We start from the raw sequence: 19,798 nt of genomic DNA, 5'->3' as shown, positions 1-19,798 counted from the left end.
CCCGGGGGGCGCCCCGGCTCTTTCTTGGGCGGGGCCCTGGACCCTCCCCTCGCCAGAGCCGGGACTACCTCGCGGAGTGCGGCCGGTCAGGCGGAGAAGCCGGTGCTCCGCGCGCCCGCGCGCGCCGCGCGGAGCTTGTCGCCCTTGGCCCGGGCGACGTCGCCGAGCTCGGCCTGGAACGCGACCATCCGCTCGCGCAGGGCGAGGGACTCGTCGTCGGTCCCGGCCGCGAGGATGCGCGCGGCCAGCAGGCCGGCGTTGCGGGCCCCGCCGATCGACACCGTCGCCACCGGGACGCCCGCGGGCATCTGCACGATGGACAGCAGCGAGTCCATGCCGTCCAGGTAGCGCAGCGGCACGGGGACGCCGATGACCGGCAGCGGCGTGACGGCGGCCAGCATGCCGGGCAGGTGGGCGGCGCCGCCCGCGCCCGCGATGATCGCGCGCAGCCCGCGCTCGGACGCGCTCCGCCCGTAGTCGATCATCTCCGTCGGCATGCGGTGCGCGGAGACGACGTCGACCTCGACCTCGACGCCCAGCTCGGCGAGCGCGTCGGCCGCAGCCTCCATCACCGGCCAGTCCGAGTCCGACCCCATGACGATCCCGACGACGGGCTGCGTGCTCATGCGTGCTCCTTGCTCGTGGTGTCCTGCGTCTGGTCCGTGTGCTGGTCCCGTGTGCCGGTCCCGTGTGCCGGTCCCGTGTGCCGGTCTAGTCCGCGGGGCGCTCGCCCCGCAGCAGCGCGGCCGCGCCGAGGGCGCGCCGGCGCACGTCGTCGAGGTCGGTGCCGCTGACGTTGACGTGGCCGAGCTTGCGGCCCGGGCGGATGCCCTTGCCGTACAGGTTGACGCGCGCCTCGGGGAAGCGCGCGAGCACCTCGGGCAGCGCGTCCGTGAGGGCGTCGAGGGTGGAGCCCAGCACGTTGGCCATGACGGTCCACGGCGCGCGGGCGGCGGTCTCGCCGAGCGGCAGGTCGAGCACGGCCCGCAGGTGCTGCTCGAACTGGCTCGTCACCGCCCCGTCGATGGTCCAGTGGCCGGAGTTGTGCGGGCGCATCGCGAGCTCGTTGACCCACACCGCGGTGCTGCCGTCGGCCTCCCGGGTCTCGAACAGCTCGACGGCGAGGACGCCGGTGACGTCCAGCCCCTCGGCGACCGCGACCGCGATCCGGCGGGCCTCCGCGTCGACGGCCGGGTCCAGGTCGGGCGCGGGGGCCACGACCTCCGCGCACACGCCGTCGCGCTGGACGGACTCGACGACCGGCCACGTGCGCACCTCGCCCGACGGCCGGCGCGCCACCAGCGCCGCCAGCTCGCGCACGAACGGCACCTTGCGCTCCACGAGCAGGGCGGGGCCGCCGTCGGCGACGGCCTGCAGCCAGTCCGCGACGTCGTCCGGCGACGACACGACGCGCACGCCCTTGCCGTCGTACCCGCCGCGGGAGGTCTTCACGACCGCCTCGTGGCCGTCCTCGTCGGCCAGGAAGGCGGCGAGCGCGTCGCGCGCCTCCGCGGGGTCGGTCGGCAGCGCCGCCCACCGCGGGCACGGCAGGCCGAGGTCGGTGAGCCGGCGCCGCATGACGATCTTGTCCTGCGCCTGCACCAGCGCGTCCGGGCCGGGCCGTACGGGCGTGCCGTGGTCGATGAGGTCCTGCAGCAGCGCGTTGGGCACGTGCTCGTGCTCGAAGGTGAGGACGGCGGCAGAGGCCCGCCCGTCTCGGGGGGCGATGAGGTCGCGGATCGCCCTGTCGTCGCTCGCCACGCCCACCGGGGTGTCCGTGACCACCTGGGCGGCGGACGACGCAGGGTCCTCCACGAGGACGCGCAGGCCCACGCCCAGCTCGGCGGCCGCGGGGGCCATCATCCGGGCGAGCTGCCCCCCTCCGACGACGGCGACGACAGGGGCGGAGGCAGAGGGTCCGGTCACGGGCATCGAGGATACCGGCCGCCCGCCCCTCGCCGAACAGGCGGTTGCTCCCGGAACGCGGCCGGGTCCGGGCTCATACCGGGAGCAACCGCCTGGTCGGCGCCCGCAGGAGGTGCTGGGTCAGTCGCCGTGGTGGTGGAGCCAGCCGCGCCGGCGGCCGCGCGACGAGATGGTCGTGCCGGGCGGGAGCACCAGGTGCGGGTCCAGGGTGCGCGGAACGCCGGCCAGGAACAGCGCGAAGACCGGGGGGCGCCGCTGGACCAGGTCGAGCCGGCCGCCGTCGGCCGCCGCGAGGTCGCGCGCCAGGGCGAGCCCGAGCCCGGTGCTGCCGCCTGTCGTCGTGCCGCGCTCGAAGATGCGGGTCGCGACGTCGTCCGCCACGCCCTCGCCCTCGTCGGCGACCTCGACGGCCACGGCCCCGGTCGTGCCCGACGGGCGGGAGCGCACCGTCGTCGTGCCGGCGCCGTACTTGAGCGAGTTCTCCAGCAGGGTCGCGATGATCTGCGCCAGCGCGCCCGGCGTGGCGAGCACCTGCATCGCCTCCGGCACCTCGACGACCAGCCGGCGCCCCGCCCGCTCGAACGTGGGCGCCCACTCCTCCTCCTGCTGGTGCACGACGTCGGCCAGGACCACGGCCTCGGTCGTGCCGCCCTGCGACCGGCGCGACGCCGCGAGCAGGTCGTCGACCACGGTCACCAGCCGCTCCACCTGCTCGAGCGAGATGCGGGCCTCCTCGACGATCTCGGGGTCGTCGGAGGCGAGCGTGATCTCCTCCAGGCGCATCGTCAGCGCCGTCAGCGGCGTGCGGAGCTGGTGCGAGGCGTCCTGCGTGAACTGCCGCTCGGCCGCGAGCCGGCCCGCGAGCCGGTCGGCGGAGCGCGCCAGCTCGGCCGCGACCAGGTCGATCTCCTCGACCCCCGACGGCTCCAGGCGCGGGCGCACCTGTCCCGAGCCGAGCTGCTCGGCGGACGCCGCGAGGTACACCAGCGGCGCGGAGAGCCGGTTCGCCTGCCAGACCGCCACCGCGATGCCCGCCGCGATCGCGACGATGCCGGCGATGATCACCAGGACCACGGTCTGCGCGGACTTCACGTACGCGCCGACGGCGGACACCGTCATCGACACGGACACGTTCTGGTCCGTGAGCTTGGCCTTGTCGATGGTGGGCGCGGAGACCGGGTCCCCCGCCGTCAGCTGCGTGCCGTCGGGCAGCGTCACGACGACGTAGGCCGGAAGGTCTCCCTCGCTGCCCTCGGCGGCCCGCTCCACCATCGCCTCGGTGACGATGTCGCCGCGCTCGAGCGTGTTGTCGATGCTTCGCGCGAGCGTGTCGACGCGGCTGGTGATGCGCTGCTCCTCGATCGCGAGGACGTACCGGGCACCGAAGATGCCCAGGGGCACGCCGAGCAGGAGCACGGCGACGGCGACCGCCGAGATGGTCGCCAGCAGGACGCGGCGACGCACGAGGTCAGCCCTGGCCCGTCGGCGTCAGCTCGCGCCGAGCTCGAAGCGGAAGCCGAGCCCTCGCACGGTGGAGACGTAGCGCGGCGCGTTCGCGTCGTCGCCGAGCTTGCGGCGCAGCCACGACACGTGCATGTCGAGCGTCTTGGTGGAGCCGACCGGGTCGGAGCCCCAGACGTCGCGCATCAGGGTGTCGCGCACCACGACCGAGCCGGCGTTCGCGACCAGCACCTTCAGCAGGTCGAACTCCTTGGTGGTCAGGTGCAGCTCGCGGTCGCCCTGGAAGGCCCGGTGCGCGGACACGTCGACACGCACGTCCTGCGCGCGCAGCTCCTCGTCCTCGCCGGTCTCGCCGTGCGTGCGACGCAGGAGCGCCCGGACGCGGGCGAGCAGCTCCGCGAGGCGGAACGGCTTCGTCACGTAGTCGTCCGCGCCCGCGTCGAGGCCGACCACCAGGTCCACCTCGTCGGCGCGGGCCGTGAGCACCAGCACCGGGACCGTCAGGCCGGAACCGCGGATCTCGCGCGCCACGTCCAGGCCGTCCATGTCGGGCAGGCCCAGGTCGAGGACGACGATGTCCGCGTTTCCGGCGTTGTCAACGGCTCCTTGACCAGTTCCTTGCACGATGACGTCGTAACCCTCACGCGTGAGAGCCCGCGCCAAAGGCTCGGCAATAGCCGGGTCGTCCTCGGCCAGCAGTACGTGGGTCATTCCCTCATGCTAGCGGCATCATCGCTGGTCCTGGGACGTGAGAGCCGCCACGGTTTCCCGAGTCGCGCGCCCGGCCGCCGTCCACCCCAGGGCCGAGGTCGGCCGGCCGCCCGTCCGCCCCCGGACGGACGCGACCCCGGCGCCGCCCACCTACCCTGGCGGTCATGAGCTGGATCGAGAGAATGGGGCGCTGGTTCGAGGCGCACCGCTTCGGCGTCGACCTCACGACGACCGTGCTGCTCGCCGCGCTCGTGCTCAGCTCGGCCACCGACCTGTACTCCGCGGAGCCCTATCTCTCGCGCAACGCGTCGATCGCCTGGAGCTTCGCCCTCCTCGCCCCGCTCCCCTGGCGGCGCACGCGGCCCGTGCCCTCGGCCGTGGCCGTCTACGCCGTCGCGCTCGCGCACATCCTCGCCGGGTACCCGATGATCATGCCCGGCGACCTGCTGATCCTCGTCGCCCTCTGGTCCGTCACCGTCTACGGGCCCACCTGGTCGCACGTCACCGCGATCTGCTCGACGGCGGTCGGCAGCCTGCTCGTGCTGCCCGTCGCCGTCGCGATGCTCGGGGGCACCGGCACGTCCGGCCTCGCCGAGATGGTGCCCGTCGGCATCTTCTGCTTCGTCACCGCGCTCGCCGTCTGGGCCTTCGCCCTCGTGCGCCGCTCCCGCCGCGTCACCATGGACGCCCTGCGGGACCGGGCCCACCGGCTCGAGGTCGAACGCGACCAGCAGGCGCGGATCAGCGCCGCCGCCGAGCGCGCCCGCATCGCCCGCGAGATGCACGACATCGTCGCGCACTCCCTGTCCATCGTCGTGGCGCAGGCCGACGGCGGCCGGTACGCCGCCGCGTCCGACCCCGAGGCCGCCGTCCGCGCGCTCGGCACCATCAGCGACACCGGGCGCACCGCCCTCACCGACATGCGGCGCCTGCTCGGCGTGCTGCGCTCGCAGGACGACGAGGAGGCGCCCTCGGACGACGCCACCGGCCCCCGCACGCCGCCGCCCGGCACGGCCTCCGCTCCTCCCCCGGCCCCCGCCACGGGGCCCGCCCGCGACGACCGCGGGTCCCGGCCCGCACCGCAGCCCGGCGTGGAGGAGATCGAGGACCTCGTGGCGCAGGCCCGCGACGGCGGGCTGCGCGTGTCCCACGTGCGGGTCGGCGAGCCGCGGCCGCTCACCGCCGGCATGGGGCTCACCCTGTACCGCGTGTGCCAGGAGTCGCTCACCAACGTCCGCAAGCACGCCGGGCCCGACCCTGCCGTCACCGTCGCGGTGCGCTGGACGCCGTCGACCGTCGAGCTCGAGGTGCTCGACGACGGCCGCGGCGCCGCCGCCACCGGCGACGACCCCGGGTTCGGGCTGCGCGGCATGCGCGAGCGGACCAACCTGTACGGCGGCACCCTCGAGACCGGCCCCCGCCGCGGCGGCGGGTTCCGCGTGCACCTCGAGCTGCCCCTGCCCGGCGCGCCCGTGCCCGTCGCGCGCCCCGCCCCGGTCTCGGCCCCTGCCCCGACAGGCCCGCCGTCGACGACCGCCCCGACGACCCCCCAGGAGGACGCATGACCCCGCCCGCCACCGACGCCCCGCTCCCGGCCGGCCCGGCCGGCCCCCCCGGGGGCGGGCAGGCCGGCGTCGTGCGCGTGGCACTCGTCGACGACCAGCAGCTCGTGCGCGCGGGCTTCCGCATGGTCATCGACTCGCAGCCCGACCTGGAGGTCTCGCTCGAGGCCGGCGACGGCGCCCAGGCGCTGCGGCTGCTGGCCGACCACCGCGTCGACGTCGTCCTCATGGACGTGCGCATGCCCCACCTGGACGGGCTCACCGCGACCGCCCGGCTCACCGCGTCGCCGGACGCGCCGCGCGTCATCGTGCTCACCACCTTCGACCTCGACGAGTACGTCCTCGAGGCCATCCGCGCCGGGGCGTCCGGTTTCCTCCTCAAGGACGCGCCCCCGGAGGAGATGCTCGCGGCCATCCGCACCGTGCACGCCGGGGACGCCGTCATCGCGCCGTCGTCCACCCGCCGGCTGCTGGAGCACCTCGTCACCGCGCTGCCCGCCGACCAGGCCGCGCCGCAGCACGACGCGCTCGCCGCCCTCACCGACCGCGAGCGCGAGGTCCTGGTGCTCATGGCCCGCGGCCGCTCCAACACGGAGATCGCCGCCGACCTGTTCGTCGCCGAGGCCACGGTGAAGACCCACGTCGGGCGCATCCTCGCCAAGCTCGACGCCCGCGACCGCGTGCAGGCCGTCGTCACGGCCTACGAGACCGGGCTGGTCCGCCCCGGCTCCTGACAGGTCACCAGCCGAGGTGACGTCGGACGACGGCGAGCACGCGCTCCGGCTCGTGGCGCGCGGCCATCGCCGGCAGGCGGACCCGCACGGTGGCGGCGTCGGCCCCGATCTCGGCGTCGCGCAGCGCCGCCCACGATGTCCGCGAGCGCCAGCCGCATCGTCCTGCGGTGCCGCACCTTGCCGACGGCCGGCGCACCGAGCACAGCTGCCCAGCGGCGGGCGGCACGGGTCAGCGGACCGCGATGTGTGACGAGCACCTGCTCGCTCAGCGCCCACCACCGCAGCGCGGTCAGGTGGCAGGCGACCTCGGGGGCCCCACACCGAGCGTGATGAGCTGCGCACGGGTGACGACGCCGTGCTGCCGTCGCACGACCTCCGTCAGTCCCGCGACCCTGGCGTACACCTCTCGCGATCCGGTCATGTCGGTGATCGTCAGGCGGCGCGATGCCGGGTCGTGCTACGCGTCGGCCCGCTGTGGACGCCATGGCATCTGCGCGGCCTGTGGGCAGGCTCGCCGTCCCGAGTTGTCAGGACCACGACCACAGAAACCTGCGCGTGGTCCTGACAAGTCCGCGGGGGCGCAGGTCAGGGGGCGTTCAGGGTGCCGGTCAGGGTCGGTGTCATACCTGGGGATGACCTGGACGCCCGGCAGGACCCACCCTCGGGCCGATGTTCACGGCGACCGCGCTCCGTAGCGTCGGTGGTGTCCTGGTCGGCGGGCTCCTCGAGCTCGCGGGCCACCACCCCCGACACTCCGGAGAGCTCCCGTGGACACCACCGTGTACGTCCCGATCCCCGACGAGGGCACCGCCGCCCGCCCGACCGTCACCCCTGCGGTGCGCGCCCGCGCCCTGACCAAGACGTACGGTCGCGGCGAGGCGCAGGTGCGCGCCCTGGACGGGGTCGACGTCGACTTCGCGGCCGGCCGCTTCACGGCGATCATGGGCCCGTCCGGCTAGGGCAAGTCGACCCTCATGCACCTGCTGGCCGGCCTCGACAGCGCGACCGGCGGCCAGGCGTTCATCGGCTCCACCGAGGTGACCGGCCTGAACGACAAGGCCCTGACGGCCCTGCGCCGCACCCGCGTCGGCTTCGTGTTCCAGCAGTTCAACCTGCTGCCCATGTTCACGGCGGAGCAGAACATCACGCTCCCGGTGGAGCTCGCCGGCGGCACCGTCGACAAGGCGTGGTTCGGCACCCTCGTCGAGACGCTCGGCCTCAGCAAGCGCCTCACGCACCGCCCCAGCGAGCTGTCCGGCGGCCAGCAGCAGCGCGTCGCCATCGCGCGCGCCCTCATCGCCCAGCCCGACGTCGTGTTCGCGGACGAGCCGACGGGCAACCTCGACTCCCGCTCCGGCGCGGAGGTGCTGAGCTTCCTGCGCCGCTCGGTGCGCGAGCTCGGCCGCACGATCATCATGGTCACCCACGACCCGGCGGCCGCCGCCTACGCGGACCGCGTGGTCCTCATCGCCGACGGGAAGATCGCCGGCGACATCTCCGACCCGACCCCCGAGTCCGCCCTCGCCGGCCTCGACGCGCTGCGGACGGTGGCCACGCGATGATCCGCCTCACCCTGTCGCAGATGCGACGCAGCGCCGGGCGCCTCGCCGCCGCCGGCCTCGCGATCGTCATCGGCACCGCGTTCGTCGCGATCACCCTGCTCGCCGGGAACGTCATCACCCGCACCACCTACGACTCGATCGCCGCGCAGTACACGGGCGCCGACCTCGTGGTCCGCGGCGTCGTCGCCGACGACGCCACCCTGGACGCGGTGCGCGACGCCGACGGCGTCGCCACGGCCGACCAGCAGCTCATGTCGTTCCAGCAGCTCGAGGGCGGCGGGCGCACCATCTACCAGGGCGTCCTGGCCGAGCCCACCGACTCCGGCGTGCTGCCCCTCGAGGTGGTCGACGGCGCGCTGCCCGAGGCATCGGGCGAGATCGCACTGCCGACCGACGTCGCGGAACGGCTCAAGGCCACCACCGGTGACCAGGTCACCCTGGTGCGCAACGTCCTCGACGACCCGCAGGAGGGCACCTGGAAGGAGGTCCGGGAGCGGCTCACCGTCAGCGGCACCCTGAGCGACCCCTACGGGGCGTACTCGATGATGGGCGGCGCCGCCGTGGCGCCGGCCGCCGACGTCACCGCCTGGGAGGCCGACCAGCACGCCCCCGGCGAGGCGTCGACCGACCCCGCCACCGTGCTCGTCACGCTCGACGACGGCACCGACGTCGAGCAGGCCCGCACCGCCATCACCGGCGCCGTGACCAACGCCGCCACGGCCGAGGGCGCGGACACCGCGAACCTCAAGGTCGTGACGCCCGAGGAGCACGCCGAGGCCGTCGCCAACGAGATGACCGGCGGCGACAACGTCATCTTCACCGCGTTCGTGCTGGTCTTCGCGGCCGTCGCGCTGCTGGTCGCCGCGCTCGTCATCGCCAACACCTTCCAGGTGCTGGTGGCCCAGCGCACCCGCACCCTCGCCCTGCTGCGCTGCGTGGGCGCCGACAAGGGCCAGCTGCGCCGGTCGGTGCTGTTCGAGGCCGCGTTCCTCGGCCTGCTCTCCTCGATCGTGGGCCTCGCCGCGGGCATCGGGCTGGCGCAGGCGGCGCTGACGATCGGCGGGAACATGGACCTGGGCGTCCCCCTGCCCTCCACCGTGAGCATCACCGCCGCCGTCATCCTCATCCCGCTCGTCGTGGGCACCGTCGTGACGCTCGTCGCCGCGCTCGCCCCGGCCCGCGCCGCGACCCGCGTCGCCCCGTTGGAGGCGCTCCGCCCCTCGGACGCGCCGTCGGCCGCCCGGGGCGCCGGGCGCGTGCGCCTCGTCCTGTCGATCATCGTCTCGGTCATCGGCTTCGCCCTGCTCGGCGGCGGCGTCGCGCTGAGCACGGCAGGCGGCGAGCCCAGCATGGGTCTCCTCGTCGGTGTCGCCGGTGGCGCGATGTCGTTCGTCGGCGTCCTGGTGGGCTCGGTGTTCTGGCTGCCCCGCGCGGTGGCCCTCGCCGGCCGCCTGGTGGGCATGTCCGGCCCGACGGCGCGCCTCGCGGCCGCGAACACGCTGCGCAACCCGCGCCGCACCGCCGCCACGTCCACCGCGCTGCTCATCGGCGTCACGCTCGTCGGCATGATGTCGACCGGCGCCGCGAGCGCCCGGGTGACCATGGACACCGAGCTGGACTCCCGCTACCCCGTGGACGTCACCGTCTCGACCGACCTGTCGAGCGACCCCACGGCCGTCGCCGCCGGCGACAGCACGGTGACGCCCGTCCCGCCGGCGCTCGCGGACACCGTCCGCGACGTCGCCGGCGTCTCCGGCGTCGTCGAGACGCCCGCCACGGCGGCCACCGTCACGGGCGACGGCGTGGACGAGGGCCTCGCCCTCACGGTCCGCGGCGTGACGCCGGAGGACGCGGCGTCGGCGATGCGCAGCACGGAGACGGTCGACCCGCTCGCGAAGGGCACGGCCGTCGTGCCGGAGGACGTCGCCGACGTCTGGGGCATCACCGACGGGCAGGAGCTCACGCTCACCGGCCCGGACGGGACGCTGGCGGTCAAGGCGGCGATCACCGAGCTCGCCGACTCCTCCCTCGTGGTGGTCCCCGACGACCTCGCCGCCCTCGACGCCGACGCCCCGGTGACCAGCCTCTGGGTGGCGCTCGAGGACCCGAGCGACGCGGCCTCCGTGGTCCCGACGATCCAGGACGCGGTGGCCGACACCGAGGCGCCCGCGGACGTCGTTGGCGCGGCGGTGGAGCGCGCCGGCTTCCAGCAGGTGATCGACACCGCTCTGGGCATCGTCATCGGCCTGCTCGCGGCGGCCGTCGTGATCGCACTGATCGGCGTGGCGAACACCCTGTCGCTGTCCGTCATCGAGCGGCGGCGGGAGTCCGCGACCCTGCGGGCGATCGGCCTCTCGAAGGGCCAGCTGCGCGGGATGCTCGCGGTCGAGGGCCTGCTGATCGCGCTGGTCGGCGCGGTGCTCGGCGTGCTGCTGGGGCTGGTCTACGGCTGGGCGGGCGCCGCGGCGGCGCTCGGCTGGGCCGGCACCCCCGCGATCGTGGTCCCGTGGCGCGACGTGCTGGTGATGCTCGTCGTGGCCGCCGTCGCCGGGCTCGTGGCGTCCGTCGCCCCCGCCCGCACCGCGGTGAAGACCTCGCCGGTGGAGGCCCTCGCGAGCGAGTAGCGCGAGTTGTCCACAGGCCGTCCGTGACGGCCGCCCGGGGCGGGCACCCTGGAGGTCATGTCGGCCTCCGCGGTGCCCGCCCTCGTCGTTCCCGTGCGCGACGACGGTCCCGGCGACGGGGTGCGGCTCACGGTGCAGCCCGGCGAGGACGTGCTGCTGCCCGCGGGCGCCCCGCTCGGCGAGTGCCGGGCCGAGCTCGCGGCCCTGCTGCGCCGTCCCGAGCTGCGGCACGCGCCTCTGGCCGCCGACGGCGTCCGCGTGGGCGACGGCGACCTCGTCGGCGAACGGCCGCTGCTGCCCGGGGCGCGCCTGGTGGTGCCCGGTCGGGAGCACGGTGGGGAGCGCGGTCGGGAGCACGGCATCTCGGTCCTCGACGGCCCCTGGCTCGTCGCGCGGGCCGACGGCGCCGCCGCGGGGGACGTCCGCGCGGTCGCGCCGGGCGTTCGCACCTTGCTGCCGGAGGGCGGCCTTCCGCCCGACGACGGCGCGGAGCGCGGGGGTCGGTCCGCCGTCGGGGGCGGGGTGGACGACGGGGACCACGGCGCCCCCGGACGGGCGGGTGCCGCGCGGGCGCGGCGGGTGGTCGTGGGCGTGGTCGTGCGCGTGGACCCGCGCCGGCCCGACCGCGTCACCGTCCGGTCGACGTGGCGTGGCGGACCCGCCGGTCGGGCGGGTGCCGCGCGGCTGGTCCCGGAGGCATCGGCCCGGTCCGCGCCCGCGGGGGCCCAGCCGTCCGGCCGCCGACCGCGGCACCGCCGGGTGGGTCTGATGCCGCGCCGCTGGCCCCCGGGCACCCGCCTCGAGGTGCCCGGGGGCGCGGGCCCGTCAGCGTGGACGCTGCACCGCTCGGGGAGCGTCTCGGCGTGGCTGGGCGCGGACGCCCCGGGCCCGAGCAGCGCCGCGGCCCCCTCCGGGCCCGGCGCGGGCGCGCTCGCCGCCGCCGCGCTCCCCGTGATCGGCTCCCTGGTGCTCGCGGCCGTGCTGCGCCAACCGGCCTACGCGCTGTTCTCGCTGCTCGGGCTGGGCACGCTGGTGCCCCAGCTCGTCGCGGCCCGCCGGCGGCGGCGCGCCGCGGACTCGTCGGCGGGTCCCCCGGGCGCGGCGGTGCGGGCAGGCGCCGAGCTGCGGGACGCCGGGGGCCGCTCCCCGGTGGGCAGCTCCCCCGGCCCCCTGCTCGCGCGGCTCGTCGCCGCGCACCAGGCGTCCGACGGCGCATGGCTGGAGGCCGTCGAGCGGGCTGCGCGGCGCACCGCCAGGTCCCGGCCACCGGGTCTCCCCGGCTCCGGGCGCGGCCTGTCGGACCCGGCCCGGGGTGCGGGCGGTGTCGTCGCGGACCGGGTCCCGGACGGCGCGCTCGCGCTCGTGGGTCCGCGGCACGACGTGCTCGCCGCCGCGCGGTCGGTGGTCGTGGAGCTCGCCGCGGCCGGGGCCCGCGTGGACGTGCACGGCGACGCCGCCGACTGGTCCTGGTGCCGGTGGTTGCCGCGAGCCGGGCCGCCGGTGCTGGTGGTCGACCCGCACGACGGCGCGCTCCCGAGCACGCACGCCGCGGCCCGCGACGACGTCCTCGCCCGCGGCGGGGCCGTCGTCCTGTGCCTGCCCGACGACGTCCCCGTCCCGGCCTGGTGCCGCACGGTCTGGCGGGTGCGGGGCGGGCGCGTGCGGCGGACGGCGCCGGACGGCTCGGCGACGACCGGCCCCTTGGTCGGCGTCGACGACGCCTGGGCGGAGCGGGCCGCGCGCCTTGTGGCGGGGCTCGCCGGCCTGCGCCGCTCGCTCGGCGCCCTCGAGACCGGTGACCCCGGCGGTGCTGGAGCCACCGGAGGCTCCGGCGACGACGACCCGACCGACCCGCGCCTCCCCGGCGCGGTGCCCCTCGTGTCGCTGCTCGACGACGCCACCGACCCCGGCGCCACCGACCCCGGCGCCACCGATCCCGGGGCCGCCTGGGACGCGCCCCGCGGGTGGGCGGTGCCGCTCGGTCGCGACGGCCGCGGGCGCCCGGTGACGTTCGACCTGGTGGCCGACGGGCCGCACCTGCTCGTCGCCGGCACCACGGGGTCGGGCAAGTCCGAGCTGCTGCAGTCCCTCGTGCTCGGGCTCGCGCTCCGCCGGTCCCCGCGCGACCTCGCGCTCGCCCTCGTCGACTTCAAGGGCGGTGCGTCGTTCGGCCGGTGCGGGCGGCTGCCGCACGTCGTCGGCCAGGTGACCGACCTCGACCCCGGCCTCGCCGGACGGGCGCTCGCCGGTCTGCGGGCCGAGCTCCACCGGCGCGAGCGGGTGCTCGCGCGCCACGGCGTCGCCGACCTCACGGCCCTGCCTCCTGGGCAGGCCGACGCACCGCCCCGGCTGATCGTCGTCGTGGACGAGTTCCGCGCCCTCGCCGACGACCTCCCCGACTTCCTGCCCGCGCTGCTGCGCATCGCCGCGCAGGGGCGGTCGCTGGGCGTGCACCTCGTGCTCGCCACGCAGCGCCCCGCCGGTGCGGTGAGCGCCGACCTGCGGGCCAACGTCTCCGCCCGGCTCGCCCTGCGAGTGGTGGACACCGCCGACTCGCTCGACGTCGTGGAGACGCCGGCCGCCGCCCGGATCCTCCCCGGCACCCCCGGGCGCGCGGTGCTGCGGTGCGGGGCCGAGCCGCCCGTCGCGCTGCAGTGCGCCCATGCCTCCGGGCGCCCCGCCGCGGCGAGGTCCGTCCGGCGCGCCCCGGCATGGGACACCGCCCCCGCGCCCGCCCGGCCCACCGCGCCGGACCCGGAGCCGCCCAGCCCCGTCGCGGGCCTCCTGGCGGGCGTCGTCGGGGGCGTCGTCGGGGGCGTCGTCGGGGACCTCGTCGGGGACCTCGTCGACGCCTGCGTGTCGGCTGCGGCGGCGCGTGGCCTGCGTCCCGGCCGGGCCCCCTGGCTGCCCCCGCTGCCGGAGCGGGTCGGGCCCGACGAGGCCGCCGCACTCGCCGCGGACGGCGCCGACGGGGCCGACGAGGCCGACGCCGCGGGCGGTGCCGACGGAGCTGACGGCGCCGACGATCCCGCCGACGCGCACGGTGTCGGCGACGCTTCTCCCGGCCTGCCCGTCGCCCTCGGCGACGACCCCGCGCGCCAGCACCGCGCCCTGCTGCGCTGGGACCCGGCCGCAGGGCACCTGGGCGTCGTGGGGCACGCCCGCTCCGGCCGGACCACCACGCTCCTGGCCCTCGCGGTCGCGGCCCTCGACCGGGGCTGGCACGTGCACGCGCTCGCGCCCGCCGGCGCGCTGCCGCGGTTCGCCGGGCTCGGGGGCCGGTCGGGGTTCGGCACCCTCGCCGGCCCCGGGTCCCCGCGGCGCGCGGGGCGGTTGCTACGGCTGCTCGCCGCGGCGCCTCCGACCGCACCCACGCTGGTGGTGGTGGACGGCGTCGAGGAGCTGCGCGCGGCGCTGGCGTCGCCCGACCCGTGGGACCCGCTGGTGCGGGCGCTCGCCGTCCCGGGCCTCGCGTTCGCCGTCACGTCCGACGGCGCGATGCTCGGCGGGCTCGGAGCCACGGTGGGGCCGCGCGTGGTGCTCCTCGGGCGCGAGCCGCACGCCGACGTGCTCCTCGGCGCCCCGTCGGACCTCGCCGGGCGGGGCGGGCCGCCCGGTCGCGCGGCCTGGGTGGGGCGCGAGCAGCTCCTGTGCCAGGTGCTCCTGCCCGCCGACGGCCCCGCCACCGACGCCAGCACCAGCACCAGCACCAACCCCGCCCGCGACCGCGCCACCGACCGCGCCACCGACCGACCTTCCCCGGTGCACCCGGGCGGGCGGCCCCACGTCGTGCGCGAGCTCCCCGCCGCCGTCGACGAGCGCGATCTCGCGCCCGCCGGTCGTCACCGCGAGCCGGTCGGGCGGGACCCTGGCGTGAGCGACGGGCTCGACGTCCCGATCGGCGTGGGCGGCGACGCCGCAGTCCCGGTCGCCCTGGACGTCGCGCGGGGTGCGCTGGTCACCGGTCCGCGCGGGAGCGGCCGCACCACGGTGCTGCGACTGGTCGCCCGGCGGCTCGCGGCCACGGGGCGGCTCGCGGGCGTGGTGTCGCGCGACGCGGCCCTGCGCGGCGACGCGGGGGCGGCCCCCGCCGTGGCCCCGTCGGCGGCCACCCTGGGCCCGCTCCTCGACGACCTGGGCCCAGGGGTCCTCGTCGTCGACGACCTGGACGCGCTCGCCCAGCAGCACCCGCTGGAGGCGGACCGGCTCGCGTCGTGGATGGAGACCGGCGAGCACGCGCTCGTCGCGGCGGCGACGACGGCCGCGGCCACCCTGGCGCACCGCGGCGCGCTGGCCGAGCTGCGGGCCCGGCGCACCGCCGTCGTCCTGCACCCGGGCGAGCGCGGGGCCGACGAGGTGCTCGGCGTGCCGCTGGCCGACGCCGTCGACCCGGGCCCCGCGCGGCCCGGCCGCGGGGCGCTCGTGGTGCCCGGCGGCGTGGTCGCGGTGCAGGTCGCGCGGCCGGGCGACCGTCTGGCCGCGCGGTCCGCGGCCGGACCCGCGGGGCGACGTCCGGGATCAGCGGGTGGTCGCCTCGACCACGCGGCGCGTCATCACGGCGACGAGCACGGCGGCGGCCACCAGCAGCAGCCCGACCCCCGCGAGCACGGCCCAGGCGACCCCTGCCGTGAACAGGCTGACGCCGACGAGACCCTGCATGATCTGCCACACCACGACGGGCGCGCGGCCGCTGCGCCGGCCGGCCCACAGCGCGCGGCACGACCCGACGAGCAGCCACCCGAGGCCCACGAAGAACAGCACGAGGAACACGCTCACGGCTACGCTGTCGGAGGCACCTCGCACCAGCTCGACGCCGATCATCACGGCGGCGGAGGCGAGCAGCAGCACCTCGATCCCGACCCCGGCAGCGACCACCCGCAGCCCCGGCGGGCGAGACCCCTCGGGAGCGCCGTCGGTACCGGGCGAGGGGGTGACAGGAGGGCGCATGACACGTCAGAATACGTGCGACCTGCGGTTTCACGACAGTGTGATCAAGCACTCACGCTTCATGCCCGAGAAACTTCTCCGTAACCCCTTGTGCGGCGCTTCACGAGGTGTGACGCTGGACAGCAGATCAACCCCCACCCATCGGACCCGGTTTCGCGCGCCCTCACGCGCCCGCTGAAGGACCGGGCCCCCCTGCACCGAGGAGATGACATGGACTGGCGCCACAAGGCCGCCTGCCTCGACGAGGACCCTGAGCTCTTCTTCCCCATCGGCAACACCGGCCCCGCCCTCCTGCAGATCGAGGAGGCGAAGGCCGTCTGCCGTCGCTGCGACGTCGTGGACACGTGCCTCAAGTGGGCCATCGAGTCCGGTCAGGACGCCGGCGTCTGGGGCGGCATGAGCGAGGACGAGCGCCGGGCGCTCAAGCGCCGCACCGCGCGCGCCCGCCGCGCCGGCTGACGCCAGCCGACCGACGCCAGCAGGACCAGCAGGACACGGCGCGCCGGCGCCGAGACGACGAGGGACGGACCGCACACCGTGCGGGTCCGTCCCTCGTCTTTCTGCGTGCGTCTTTCCTGCGTACGCCTTTCCGGCGTGCGTTGTCCTGTGCGGACGCCGGGACCCCGCGACGGAGCTACCGGGGCGCCTGTGCGTCCCGCAGCACCATCTCCAGCACCACCTGCGTCCCGCCGCCCTCGCGCACCTGCCAGTCGATGGTGCCCCGCAGCTCGTTGGTGACCAGCGTCTGCACGATCTGCGACCCGAGCCCGCTGCGCGACGCGCGGCCGAGGGTCGCGATGCCCTCCGGCATCCCCACTCCGTCGTCGGCCACCACGACGCGCATCGACGCACCGTCCCGCTGCACGTCGATCTCGACGTTGCCCGACTCCCGCCCCGGGAACCCGTGCTCGACGGCGTTGGTCACCAGCTCGGTGAGGACCAGCGCGAGCGGGGTCGCGTCCTGGGCGGGCACCATCCCGAACGAGCCCGTCTGGCGGGTGCGCACCTGCGTGCGCGTCGAGGCGACGTCGGCGGCGAGCCGTAGCGCGCGGCTCAGCATGTCGTCGAGCTCGACGTGCTCGTCGAGGGTCTGCGAGAGCGACTCGTGCACCATCGAGATGGTCGCCACCCGGCGCATCGCCTCCTCCAGGGCCGCGCGCGCCTCCGGCACGTCCATGCGGCGGGCCTGCAGGCGCAGCAACGCGGCGACCGTGGCGAGGTTGTTCTTCACGCGGTGGTGGATCTCGCGGATCGTCGCGTCCTTGGTCATGAGCTCGCGCTCACGACGGCGCAGCTCGGACACGTCGCGGCACAGCAGGACGGCGCCGATGCGCTGGCCGCGGTCGGTGAGCGGCAGGGCGCGCAGGGACAACGCCACGCCCTTGGCCTCGATGTCGGTGCGCCAGGGCGCGCGCCCCATCACGACCAGCGGCAGGGACTCGTCGACCGTGTCCTGGTGCTGCACGATGTCCGCGGTCACCTCGACCAGCGACTGCCCGACCAGCGGGCCGATGACGCCCAGCCGGTGGAAGCAGGACAGCGCGTTCGGGCTGGCGTACAGCACCTCGCCCTCGGAGTTCAGGCGGATCAGCCCGTCGCCGACGCGCGGGGCGCCGCGACGCGGGCCGGTGGCCGCGTTGGGCGCGGGGTACTCGCCGCGCGCGATCATCGCGAGGATGTCGTCCGCCGACTCCACGTAGTTGAGCTCGAGGCGGCTGGGCGTGCGCCCCGACCCGAGGTTCGTCTGCCGGGCGACGACGGCGATGGCCCGCCCGTCGTGCACCACCGGCACGGCCTCCTCCCGGACGGCGTACGCGCCGAACCAGCGCGGCTCGCGGGATCGCTGCGCCCGCCCCTCGGTCATCGCCGCCGCGAGCTGCGGCCGCTGCCCGTCCGGCGCGAGCGACCCGACGATGTCGTCGTAGTGCACGGTGGCGCCCGTCGACGGGCGGCACTGGGCGAGGGCGACGAACCCGCCGTCGGCGGTCGGCAGCCACAGCACCAGGTCGGCGAACGCGAGGTCTGACACGAGCTGCCAGTCGCCGACGAGCAGGTGCAACCACTCGACGTCCCCTTCGGAGAGGTCGGTGTTCTGGGCGATGAGGTCACTCATGGCGGACACGCCCACCAGGGTACGGGCGCCGCCGCGCTCCGCCGTCGTCGGTAGGGTGACCTCGTGCACCTGACCGTGGAGCTCACGTACGCGGCGCCCGTCGACGACGTCGTCGCGATGCTCGCCGACGAGGCGTTCGTGCGCTGGCGCGCGGGCCGGGGCCTCGGGGGCAGCGTCGAGCAGACCGACGTGACCGGGAGCCCGGCCGACGGCTTCACCATCGCCGTGCGCCGCACGCTGCCCACCGACCAGATCCCCGCGCAGGTCCGCCCCTTCGTCGGCGACCGCCTGGAGGTCCGGCAGGCGGAGGTCTGGGAGGCGCGCAGAGGCGACCTGCGCACGGGAACGATCGCCGTCGAGATCGCGGGCGCACCCGTGCGCGTGACGGGCACCGTCCGACTCGAGCCGCTCCCCGACGGCGGCACCCGCCAGGTCTACGACGGCGAGGTCCGGGCCACCGTGCCGCTCTTCGGGGCGGCCGTGGCCGAGGCCGCCGCGCGGGCGGTCCGCACGACCCTCGAGGCCGAGGGCTCGGCCGGCCGGGAGTGGCTCGCCGAGCGTGCCGCACCGGGTGAAGACCGGTAACGATCCGGACAAGGCCGCCGCTCTGAGCGGCGGCTGACCTGGGGCGACGCCAGCGCCGACGTCACGATGCGGTATCGGCGCCGACCCGAGGCTTGACTTCCGCACCTCGCGGCGGCCAGCATCTTCCCTGGCTGTGGGAGCGCTACCACCATGGAGGTGGGAGCGCTACCATCCTCCATCTCGCAAGCCCGAACCAGACAAGGGAGTCACCGTGCTGAACAGCACCCGACCCACCCGCCGAGCCCGCCGCGCCGTCGCGGCGACGGCCGGCGTCGCGACCCTCGCCCTCGCCCTGACCGCCTGCGGCAGCTCGGACGACGGCGGCGACAAGACCGCCTCCGGTGACGAGAAGATCACGCTCACCGTCGCCACCTTCAACGAGTTCGGGTACACGGACGAGCTCCTCGCCTCCTACACCGACAGCCACCCGAACGTGACCGTCGAGCAGGTCAAGGCCGCGACCTCCGAGGACGCGCACACGAACATGAGCACCAAGCTCGCCGCGGGCGGCGAGGGCCTGGCCGACGTCGAGGCCATCGAGGTCGACTGGCTGCCCGAGCTGGTGCAGTTCCCCGACCTGTTCACCGACCTGAACAGCGACGAGATCAAGGGCCGCTGGGCCGACTGGCGGACCGAGCAGGCGTCGACGCCGGACGGGAAGCTCATCGGCTACGCCACGGACACGGGCCCCGAGGCCATCTGCTACCGCTCCGACCTGTTCGAGAAGGCCGGCCTGCCGACCGACCGCGAGAAGGTCGCCGAGCTGCTCGGCGGCAAGGACGCCACGTGGGAGGACTACTTCGAGGCGGGCAAGAAGTTCGTGGAGAAGTCCGACTCCGCCTGGTTCGACAGCGCCGGCGCCACGTACCAGGGCATGGTCAACCAGCTCCCCGCCGCGTACGAGGACGCCTCGTCGGGCGAGCCGAAGGACCTGGCGACCAACACGGAGATCAAGGACCTGTACGACCAGGTCCTCGCGGCCGCCGACACGGACGGCCTCTCGGCCCACCTCAAGCAGTGGGAGGAGGACTGGCAGGCGGGCTTCCAGAAGGACGCCTTCGCCACCATGCTGTGCCCGCCGTGGATGACCGGCTCGATCAAGCAGTACGCCGGTGGCGTCGACGGCTGGGACGTCGCCGACGTCTTCCCCGGTGGCGGCGGCAACTGGGGCGGTTCGTTCCTCACCGTCCCGGCGTCGGGCAAGAACACCGAGGCGGCCAAGGAGCTCGCGGCCTGGCTGACCTCGCCCGAGACCCAGACCAAGGCGTTCGAGAACACGGGGAACTTCCCCTCGCAGATCGACGCGCAGAAGTCGGAGCAGGTCCAGTCGTTCACCAACGACTTCTTCAACGACGCGCCGGTCGGGAAGATCTTCACGGCCCGGGCCGACGCGATCACGAGCGCCCCGTTCAAGGGCAAGAACTACTTCTCCATCCACACCACCGTGCAGAACGCGATCGACCGCGTGGACCTCAACGGTGACGACGCGGAGAAGAGCTGGCAGGGCGCTCTCACCGAGTACAAGGCCCTGGGTCTCTGACCCCCGCTCCCCGAGCACACCGGGCCGGGTCGT

General features: G+C 75.8%; 14 protein-coding genes and 1 pseudogene. 8 read left to right on the top strand and 7 right to left on the bottom strand.

Features of this window, described 5'->3' with window-relative positions; genetic code table 11:
• Positions 1 to 86 precede the first annotated feature (86 nt).
• The 4 genes from purE to ACWF41_RS14890 form a co-directional block, all read right to left on the bottom strand.
• Positions 87 to 626, bottom strand: a complete 540-nt coding sequence (gene purE, locus ACWF41_RS14905) for a 5-(carboxyamino)imidazole ribonucleotide mutase (protein WP_380323354.1) — start codon at positions 624 to 626, stop codon at positions 87 to 89.
• An 85-nt stretch (positions 627 to 711) separates the two neighbouring features.
• The gene (locus ACWF41_RS14900; protein WP_380323357.1) at positions 712 to 1,932 is read right to left on the bottom strand and encodes a 5-(carboxyamino)imidazole ribonucleotide synthase; all 1,221 of its coding nucleotides are present in this window, start codon (positions 1,930 to 1,932) and stop codon (positions 712 to 714) included.
• A gap of 114 nt (positions 1,933 to 2,046) precedes the next feature.
• On the bottom strand, positions 2,047 to 3,390 hold the full coding sequence (locus ACWF41_RS14895) for a sensor histidine kinase (protein ID WP_380323360.1): 1,344 nt from the start codon (positions 3,388 to 3,390) through the stop codon (positions 2,047 to 2,049).
• Between the two features lie 24 nt (positions 3,391 to 3,414).
• Positions 3,415 to 4,098: a response regulator transcription factor gene (locus ACWF41_RS14890; protein WP_079569979.1), complete on the bottom strand. Its 684-nt coding sequence runs from the start codon at positions 4,096 to 4,098 to the stop codon at positions 3,415 to 3,417.
• Between the two features lie 164 nt (positions 4,099 to 4,262).
• Here ACWF41_RS14890 and ACWF41_RS14885 point away from each other — a divergent pair, with 164 nt between their 5' ends.
• Together ACWF41_RS14885 and ACWF41_RS14880 are read left to right on the top strand one after the other, a co-directional pair.
• Positions 4,263 to 5,663: a sensor histidine kinase gene (locus ACWF41_RS14885; RefSeq protein WP_380323363.1), complete on the top strand. Its 1,401-nt coding sequence runs from the start codon at positions 4,263 to 4,265 to the stop codon at positions 5,661 to 5,663.
• Positions 5,660 to 6,394, top strand: coding sequence for a response regulator (locus tag ACWF41_RS14880; protein WP_380323366.1), 735 nt, complete (start codon positions 5,660 to 5,662; stop codon positions 6,392 to 6,394). The genes ACWF41_RS14885 and ACWF41_RS14880 overlap by 4 nt, the downstream gene beginning before the upstream one ends.
• 4 nt (positions 6,395 to 6,398) lie before the next feature.
• On the opposite strand, the gene ACWF41_RS14875 is transcribed toward ACWF41_RS14880, so the two are convergent.
• Both ACWF41_RS14875 and ACWF41_RS14870 read right to left on the bottom strand, forming a co-directional pair.
• Positions 6,399 to 6,620 carry a hypothetical protein gene (locus tag ACWF41_RS14875; RefSeq protein WP_380323369.1) on the bottom strand — a complete coding sequence of 74 codons (222 nt, stop codon included), beginning with the start codon at positions 6,618 to 6,620 and terminating at the stop codon, positions 6,399 to 6,401.
• A gap of 63 nt (positions 6,621 to 6,683) precedes the next feature.
• Positions 6,684 to 6,815, bottom strand: a complete 132-nt coding sequence (locus ACWF41_RS14870) for a hypothetical protein (protein WP_380346956.1) — start codon at positions 6,813 to 6,815, stop codon at positions 6,684 to 6,686.
• A 346-nt stretch (positions 6,816 to 7,161) separates the two neighbouring features.
• On the opposite strand from ACWF41_RS14870, the pseudogene ACWF41_RS14865 reads away from it, so the two are divergent.
• From ACWF41_RS14865 to ACWF41_RS14850, 4 genes and pseudogenes are all read left to right on the top strand, one after another.
• Positions 7,162 to 7,956: pseudogene (locus ACWF41_RS14865) on the top strand (ABC transporter ATP-binding protein).
• A complete protein-coding gene (locus ACWF41_RS14860; RefSeq protein WP_380323372.1) occupies positions 7,953 to 10,580 on the top strand; it encodes an ABC transporter permease in 2,628 nt (875 codons plus the stop codon). Before ACWF41_RS14865 ends, ACWF41_RS14860 begins: the two are co-directional and overlap by 4 nt.
• Before the next feature lie 57 nt (positions 10,581 to 10,637).
• The gene (locus tag ACWF41_RS14855) at positions 10,638 to 15,611 is read left to right on the top strand and encodes an FtsK/SpoIIIE domain-containing protein (RefSeq protein WP_380323375.1); all 4,974 of its coding nucleotides are present in this window, start codon (positions 10,638 to 10,640) and stop codon (positions 15,609 to 15,611) included.
• Positions 15,612 to 15,737: 126 nt separating this feature from the next.
• Positions 15,738 to 15,986: a WhiB family transcriptional regulator gene (locus tag ACWF41_RS14850; protein WP_166849954.1), complete on the top strand. Its 249-nt coding sequence runs from the start codon at positions 15,738 to 15,740 to the stop codon at positions 15,984 to 15,986.
• A gap of 175 nt (positions 15,987 to 16,161) precedes the next feature.
• Here the strand turns inward: ACWF41_RS14850 and ACWF41_RS14845 are convergent, their stop codons facing one another.
• Positions 16,162 to 17,640, bottom strand: coding sequence for a sensor histidine kinase (locus ACWF41_RS14845; protein WP_380326889.1), 1,479 nt, complete (start codon positions 17,638 to 17,640; stop codon positions 16,162 to 16,164).
• 63 nt (positions 17,641 to 17,703) lie between these two features.
• Between ACWF41_RS14845 and ACWF41_RS14840 the strand changes: the two genes are divergently transcribed.
• Positions 17,704 to 18,225: a DUF2505 domain-containing protein gene (locus ACWF41_RS14840; RefSeq protein WP_380326886.1), complete on the top strand. Its 522-nt coding sequence runs from the start codon at positions 17,704 to 17,706 to the stop codon at positions 18,223 to 18,225.
• A 211-nt stretch (positions 18,226 to 18,436) separates the two neighbouring features.
• Complete coding sequence (locus ACWF41_RS14835) at positions 18,437 to 19,765, top strand: ABC transporter substrate-binding protein (RefSeq protein WP_380326883.1); 1,329 nt, start codon at positions 18,437 to 18,439, stop codon at positions 19,763 to 19,765.
• Positions 19,766 to 19,798 lie beyond the last annotated feature (33 nt).

This window comes from Isoptericola sp. NPDC055063, from assembly GCF_053608125.1.
Note: the sequence above shows the minus strand (reverse complement) of the source record. Positions and strands in the feature narration are given on the sequence as shown.

Coding starts and splice junctions, on each gene's coding strand:
- purE (WP_380323354.1), bottom strand. CDS start 626: ATGAGCACGCAGCCCGTCGTCGGGATCGTCATGGGGTCGGACTCGGAC.
- ACWF41_RS14900 (WP_380323357.1), bottom strand. CDS start 1,932: ATGCCCGTGACCGGACCCTCTGCCTCCGCCCCTGTCGTCGCCGTCGTC.
- ACWF41_RS14890 (WP_079569979.1), bottom strand. CDS start 4,098: ATGACCCACGTACTGCTGGCCGAGGACGACCCGGCTATTGCCGAGCCT.
- ACWF41_RS14885 (WP_380323363.1), top strand. CDS start 4,263: ATGAGCTGGATCGAGAGAATGGGGCGCTGGTTCGAGGCGCACCGCTTC.
- ACWF41_RS14880 (WP_380323366.1), top strand. CDS start 5,660: ATGACCCCGCCCGCCACCGACGCCCCGCTCCCGGCCGGCCCGGCCGGC.
- ACWF41_RS14870 (WP_380346956.1), bottom strand. CDS start 6,815: ATGACCGGATCGCGAGAGGTGTACGCCAGGGTCGCGGGACTGACGGAG.
- ACWF41_RS14860 (WP_380323372.1), top strand. CDS start 7,953: ATGATCCGCCTCACCCTGTCGCAGATGCGACGCAGCGCCGGGCGCCTC.
- ACWF41_RS14855 (WP_380323375.1), top strand. CDS start 10,638: ATGTCGGCCTCCGCGGTGCCCGCCCTCGTCGTTCCCGTGCGCGACGAC.
- ACWF41_RS14850 (WP_166849954.1), top strand. CDS start 15,738: ATGGACTGGCGCCACAAGGCCGCCTGCCTCGACGAGGACCCTGAGCTC.
- ACWF41_RS14845 (WP_380326889.1), bottom strand. CDS start 17,640: ATGAGTGACCTCATCGCCCAGAACACCGACCTCTCCGAAGGGGACGTC.